We start from the raw sequence: 6,054 nt of genomic DNA, 5'->3' as shown, positions 1-6,054 counted from the left end.
AAAATAGTCAGCATTATATTCTTGATGTCGTTTTTAAAGAAGATGATTCACGGATTGTTCTGGATGGTGCGATTGAGAATCTTGCGTTATTCCGGCGTCTTGTCTTGAACATGGTTAAACAATGTGATTGTGGCGCCCCGAGCCAGAGAAACAAGCTCAAGAAAGCAGGCTGGAGTGATGATTATCGTGCAAGAGTGTTCTTTGGATGAAGATGAGTCAAAGTATGCTCGCGCCCTGCAGGCATAGCAGTGACCTTATTGACTTGGTGGAACAATCAGTAGATCACACAACGCTATGCCTGTCTATTTTCTGGGGATTCCTCAGCGCACTGGACGGGTTTATTTGATGGGTAATTCGCTTTTCGAAATAATTGCCAGTCTATTTTGATGGTGCTCGGGATCACCCCATAGCCAAGACTCTTTGCTAGCAATTTCTTTATCAGACAAAATTTTGTGTAATTCACATGTGATCATATCGTAAGCATAAACATGCATATTATATGCCAACGCGTCATACATACGGGCCTGCCAAAAAGAAATACCGTCATGAGTCTGGTTCATGTCTGACACAATCACGTTATAAGATTCGAGCAAGTAATCAAAGAACACCTTACCCGCTAAATCACGTAAAACCACTCGATGTTCACGCTTCAGAATACGCCAAACAAGAATTTGTGTTACCGGGCGACAACTTAATACTACATCAGGCTGTATAATAACTCTGTTATAATAGACGACTTCTTGAGACACATCGTTAAGCAGCGCCAATTCGAAGTGAGACTGACTAATCCAATCTTCAAGGCGACCATCAACGCGAACCATGCGATAACCAGGCGCTAGTAATAACCCGTTTATTTGGGAAGTAATATCACTGCCATTCATCAATGTAGTGTAGAGGGCGCGATTATCTCTACCTTCGTTCAGATGAACGAAAACCTCATTAACCTTGTCAGGATTTACCAATCTCTTTGGCATACTCCCCCCCTTGCACATCTGAATAATTCGCTCTATACAGTCTGTATATAAATAAGTGTAATACGTTTAGTATTAACTAAGCAAATTCATTTCTCAGAAAAGTAAGCTCGAAATTAGACGAAAAGTGAGGAACGCAAAACGAAGAAGATGTAAGCCCATTATAAATAAGCATTTTGAGCGCAATGTTTATCATGATGAAGCCAAGTTGTAAAAAACATCAGACATCATAGTCTTACAGTGAGCCGTCCTTGGCTTGGATAATAACTTTCTAAGCTGCCTGTACGGCAGTACATCGTTGCATATTAACCTTAACTTACTGACTATTAAAGAGTTACCTACAAAAATTTTAAAAACCCTGTTTTACGAGATAAATAATATCCCCTTAAAAATCAATATATTAAATTTGACTGTAAAAAAAAGGTCAAAACTAAGGTGCAAAGAAATACCATCCTTTAAGTTACATTCCCCCTTTCCCAATCCAATGAAACCCGTACCGATCAAAAGAAAACAACTGCATGTAAATACATTCCCCCGGAATCATAAAGCTATTATTGGAAATAAATGGCATAATGCAAAAAATATTAAATCGTCCAGAAATTATTAATCCAATATCCAGTTATTTACAGAATTCTATCAATTAACGATTATGACTTAAGAGGTTTTCTACACCACCCGATTCAATACTCATCGAAATTAAATAATTCACATATATGAATAATACCCCATGGTTATATTAACTTATGTTTAAATTTGATTTATCAAATAGTAATAAGATTTCATTTTTCCAACAAATTAAATTCAATCAGTAAACAAATCAGTTAAATAATTAAAAACAACCATATCAGATATATCCAGCTAATTTTCTACCAACCGTTCAATTTGTCTTAACAACACAATAGCACAAAAGTTTCCAATTGATAAATAACCCGCCCCTATTGCAGAATAAAATATCGTTAATTATGTTGACCAGATTTACCCAAAATGTAATCTACAATGAAATATATAATTAACCGATTCTCGTAATAAAAATACCGATAATAATTATATTTCCGAAAAACTTGTCATTGCTGGTAGTAACGTATTAAACTGATTGCATAATTCAAACATATCAAGTTTAAAACCTAAAAATTAAAAAAAAAGGAATTATAATATGAGAAATAACGTAACTATATCATCTCAGATTATTAACACATTAGCAGTAAGCAATGAGCCATGGGGAATCAAAGATAAGAATTCATGCTTCATTTATGGTAATCTGGCATTAAAATCTCTTCAGAATTTTTCAAATTCATTTGAATACGAGGGACATTATGAAAATGAGCTTCCCTGGGATAGTGCTAAATTTGCAGAAGAATTCATTAATCATGATAAAAAAGTGATGGAAAAAGAGCAAAGAATATGTTCACTAGAAACACATGTATTTGGTAAAACACAAATTCTATCATCTTATTTTTTTGAAAAATCACCTTTTTATCATGAAAATGGAAGTTGCATGGGTGTTATATATCATGGGTGGAAAGCAAAAAGCTATTCATTAACCTGTCTACACCAATATCACAACGAATTACCTGCATCGATAATGTTCCAACCACCCACAGATCTTTTTACTCAATGTGAATGGGATATCATTTTTCTTTTTTTACAGAAAAAGACCAAAAAACAGATTGGACAAATATTGAATATCACCTATCATACTATTGAATCTCACATGGTTCAGATATATCGAAAAATAGGTATTAACTCCAGCCAACAACTAGAAGAGTATTGTCAGGCTAATAATTTCAATCACTTTATACCAGAGAAATTTATATTGTCTTAAATTACGTATTAATTCCTATTTTCTATATATTTCCTTTGTCCATTATTAATGGACAAAATAATCAGTTCCATTGGAATATATAATTATTTATAAATATAATAATTATATTCAATAATTTCTTAAAGGTTATTTATGAGTGAATCAGGATATCAAAAATCTCCTATTATTACCTCTCAATTAACGAACACATGGGACAGAAGTTCCGAGCCATGGTTTGTAAAAGATAAAGAATTACGTTTCATTTATGCGAATACAGTATTTATTAAAGCCAGTAAGTTACCTGAAAATTTTAATATTATCGGACATACTGATAAAGAATTACCTACACCATTTAATTGTTTTGCTCACCTTTTTGAACAGCATGATCGTAAAGTCTTAGAATGTATGCAACGAATATCATCTATTGGGATTTATCCTCAAGGCAGCGATCAACAACCCAAATCCTATTTTTGTAATAAATACCCACTAATGGATGAAAACAATCAATGTATTGGAATAATCTCCCATGCCAAAGAAATAGACCATTTTGCAATATCTCATTACATTAAGAATAATACCTCTATATCTATCCGGCTTAGGCCACCTAACAATATATTAACAAAGAAAGAATGGATTATCATTTTTCTATTCTGTCGTGGTATCAGCAATAAATGCATTGCCGATGAAATGAAAATTTCATACAATGCTGTAGAAAAATATTTTGAATGTATCTATAAGAAACTATCAATCGGTTCAGCAATTGAATTAAGACTATTTTGCAAAGAAAATGGTTATGATACGTTTATTCCATCAAAATATTTTGAGCCTATAGGCCATTTTTTATTATAAATGTTCGAGTTTACTATTATGTATTTTCATATTGTCTATTTAATTAACATGAATTACTAATAAGATAAATACGGATTTGACAGAATAATTTTATATCAATAAATATAATTTATATATTATGTCTTTTACTTTTTGCCAACAATTTTCAACATCAGGGTAAAAATTGATAATCATAGACCAATATACATCTGACCTAACATTACCAGTACTTTACCGAGTGTATTGTAAGGTCATCATAATGGTTAACTTTTTTGTAAATTCCTTTGCAGTAGGTAACATATACCCAATAGATTTCAAATTGCAGCGCGGCGGCAAGAGAACGCAGCCAACAAAGAAGCAACTTGAAAGATGACGGGTATATACTGTTCTAAGTAAGTTTTCTATCTAATTATGCTTTAAAAACCAAATTCAGAAGAATGTAGCTAACCTTAATTTTATTTAAGAATAGCTATTTAAGAAGTTCCTTGTTCTTCCAGACTGAAACGCTCCAATAGTCAATCCTGCCGCCATATTCAACAAAAAGCTTATCGAATTACGATATTTAGAATGTTACATTTAAGAAAGAATATTTAACTAATTCAGCACTATTTCAATTAGATCTATTTCCCCAGCATTATTCTGTTCCAAAGGAATAACACCTTTTATTTCATACTGTTATAAGTATCTGTTATCAGAATAATTCTTGTTTCTACAATTCATGACGGAACATTTATGACACAGATCACTTATTGATCAATAGATTAAAAATCCAACTCATTAACCTGACTACTTAGTAAGTAGAACAAATAATACTTATCAAAAATAGTATTGATAGTGATATTTATTAACATTGAACATTACTTTGAAAAACAATAAAGAATTTAATTAATAAATATATGTATTTTGACGAATAAATTATTATATTCTATTATATGACCAAGCTATTTTAAGTATAATCAGCAAATAACCCCATCTCATACAATGGCTTGAATATAGTTTAGGAGCTGCAATGAAAAATATAAGAAACAAACCCAATAATATCACTCCACAATTAATCTATACGTGGGAAAGAAGTGATGAACCCTGGGGAGCTAAAGATCTCCAGTCACGATTTATCTATGCCAATCCTGCTTTCTATCGACTACTCAATTTGCCTGAAGATCTCGATATTACTGGGCTTTCAGTCAGTGAATTACCTTCACCTATTGCAGAATATGAAAAAGAATTCCGCCGTCAGGATCAAAAAGTTATCCAAACCATGCAACGAGTAACTTCACTAGAAACTCATCCACTTGGAGAAAATAGAGTTAAGCAAACTTACCTCTGTAATAAATATCCGCTTTGTGATGAAAAGGGTGACTGTATTGGTATTACCTTTCATATATACAAAACACAGAATTTTTCTGTTTCTTATTATTATGAAAAAACATTACCAGCAACGCTAAAGTTTATACCCCCTAACGATATACTGACCCAAACTGAATGGGAGGTTCTCTTTTTAACTCTGCGTTCAGTGGATGAAGAACACATCAGTGAAGAATTAATGATAAATACAGAAGATGTTGTTAATCATATTCAATCCATTTACCAGAAATTTAATTTACCGAAACATAAAGAACTAACAGATTTCTGTAAGGAAAATAAGTTTGATCTCTATATTCCAGAAAGATTTATCACTATTGGTAGCATAGAGCTAAATTGATCATAAAACTCAGATATTAAAAGTTAAACTAAAAAACTGTCAAAACGGAATGATAATATGAAGAATAAATTAACTATCTCATCCCAAGTCATTAACACAATGCAGCAAAGTAATGACCCTTGGGGAATAAAAGATCAAAATTCATGCTTTATTTATGCTAATAAGGCATTTAAATATCTCCAAAATTTTCCAAATTCCTTTGAATATGAAGGACTTTACGATGACGAACTTCCCTGGGATGGTGCTGAATTTGCAAAAGAGTTTATTGCTCATGATAAAAATGTAATGACAAAAGAACAAAGAGTATGTTCACTTGAAACACATGTATTTGGGAAAGAGCAAATTCTATCATCTTATTTTTTTGAAAAAACGCCTCTTTATCATGATGATGGGAGTTGCATAGGGATTATATTTCATGGTTGGCCAGCCCAAGATTTCTCATTAACCCGTCTGTATCATGGAAAACTGCCGGCATCAATACTATTCCAGCCACCGACTGATCTTTTCACCCAACGAGAATGGGATATTATTTTCCTCTCTTTACAAAAACATACCAGTAAACAAATGGGGCGAATATTGAATATCTCCTATCGGACTGTTGAAACCCATATGTCACGGATATATAAAAAGATTGGTGTCAAATCTAGTTATCAATTGGAAGAATATTGTCGCTTTAATGATTATGATCTCTATGTGCCAGAAAGATTTGTGCACCCAGAAAGCAGAATGTTTCTTTAACCCATAGATTTATA

The 6,054-nt window shown here is 32.5% G+C and carries 6 protein-coding genes; 5 read left to right on the top strand and 1 reads right to left on the bottom strand.

Annotation, left to right across the window (positions count from 1 at the left end):
* The coding region (locus tag EAE89_RS20580) for a transposase (protein WP_422615499.1) at window positions 1–209 on the top strand (209 nt) is incomplete at its 5' end.
* A 129-nt stretch (window positions 210–338) separates the two neighbouring features.
* Here the strand turns inward: EAE89_RS20580 and EAE89_RS20575 are convergent.
* A complete protein-coding gene (locus tag EAE89_RS20575; protein WP_149617284.1) occupies window positions 339–974 on the bottom strand; it encodes a hypothetical protein in 636 nt (211 codons plus the stop codon).
* Between the two features lie 1,150 nt (window positions 975–2,124).
* On the opposite strand from EAE89_RS20575, the gene EAE89_RS20570 reads away from it, so the two are divergent.
* The 4 genes from EAE89_RS20570 (at window position 2,125) to EAE89_RS20555 (ending at window position 6,040) form a co-directional block, all read left to right on the top strand.
* Window positions 2,125–2,793, top strand: coding sequence for a PAS and helix-turn-helix domain-containing protein (locus tag EAE89_RS20570; RefSeq protein WP_149617285.1), 669 nt, complete (start codon window positions 2,125–2,127; stop codon window positions 2,791–2,793).
* A gap of 132 nt (window positions 2,794–2,925) precedes the next feature.
* Entirely contained in the window at window positions 2,926–3,621 is a 696-nt protein-coding gene (locus EAE89_RS20565) for a helix-turn-helix transcriptional regulator (protein WP_214086511.1), read from the top strand.
* 988 nt (window positions 3,622–4,609) lie between these two features.
* Window positions 4,610–5,302 (top strand): PAS domain-containing protein, encoded by a 693-nt coding sequence (locus EAE89_RS20560; RefSeq protein ID WP_214086510.1) that lies wholly within the window; start codon window positions 4,610–4,612, stop codon window positions 5,300–5,302.
* Between the two features lie 57 nt (window positions 5,303–5,359).
* Complete coding sequence (locus tag EAE89_RS20555) at window positions 5,360–6,040, top strand: helix-turn-helix transcriptional regulator (protein ID WP_054481227.1); 681 nt, start codon at window positions 5,360–5,362, stop codon at window positions 6,038–6,040.
* Window positions 6,041–6,054 lie beyond the last annotated feature (14 nt).

Origin of the sequence: Photorhabdus heterorhabditis (assembly GCF_018448905.1) — a bacterium.
GTDB lineage: Bacteria > Pseudomonadota > Gammaproteobacteria > Enterobacterales > Enterobacteriaceae > Photorhabdus > Photorhabdus heterorhabditis.
Note: the sequence above shows the minus strand (reverse complement) of the source record. Positions and strands in the feature narration are given on the sequence as shown.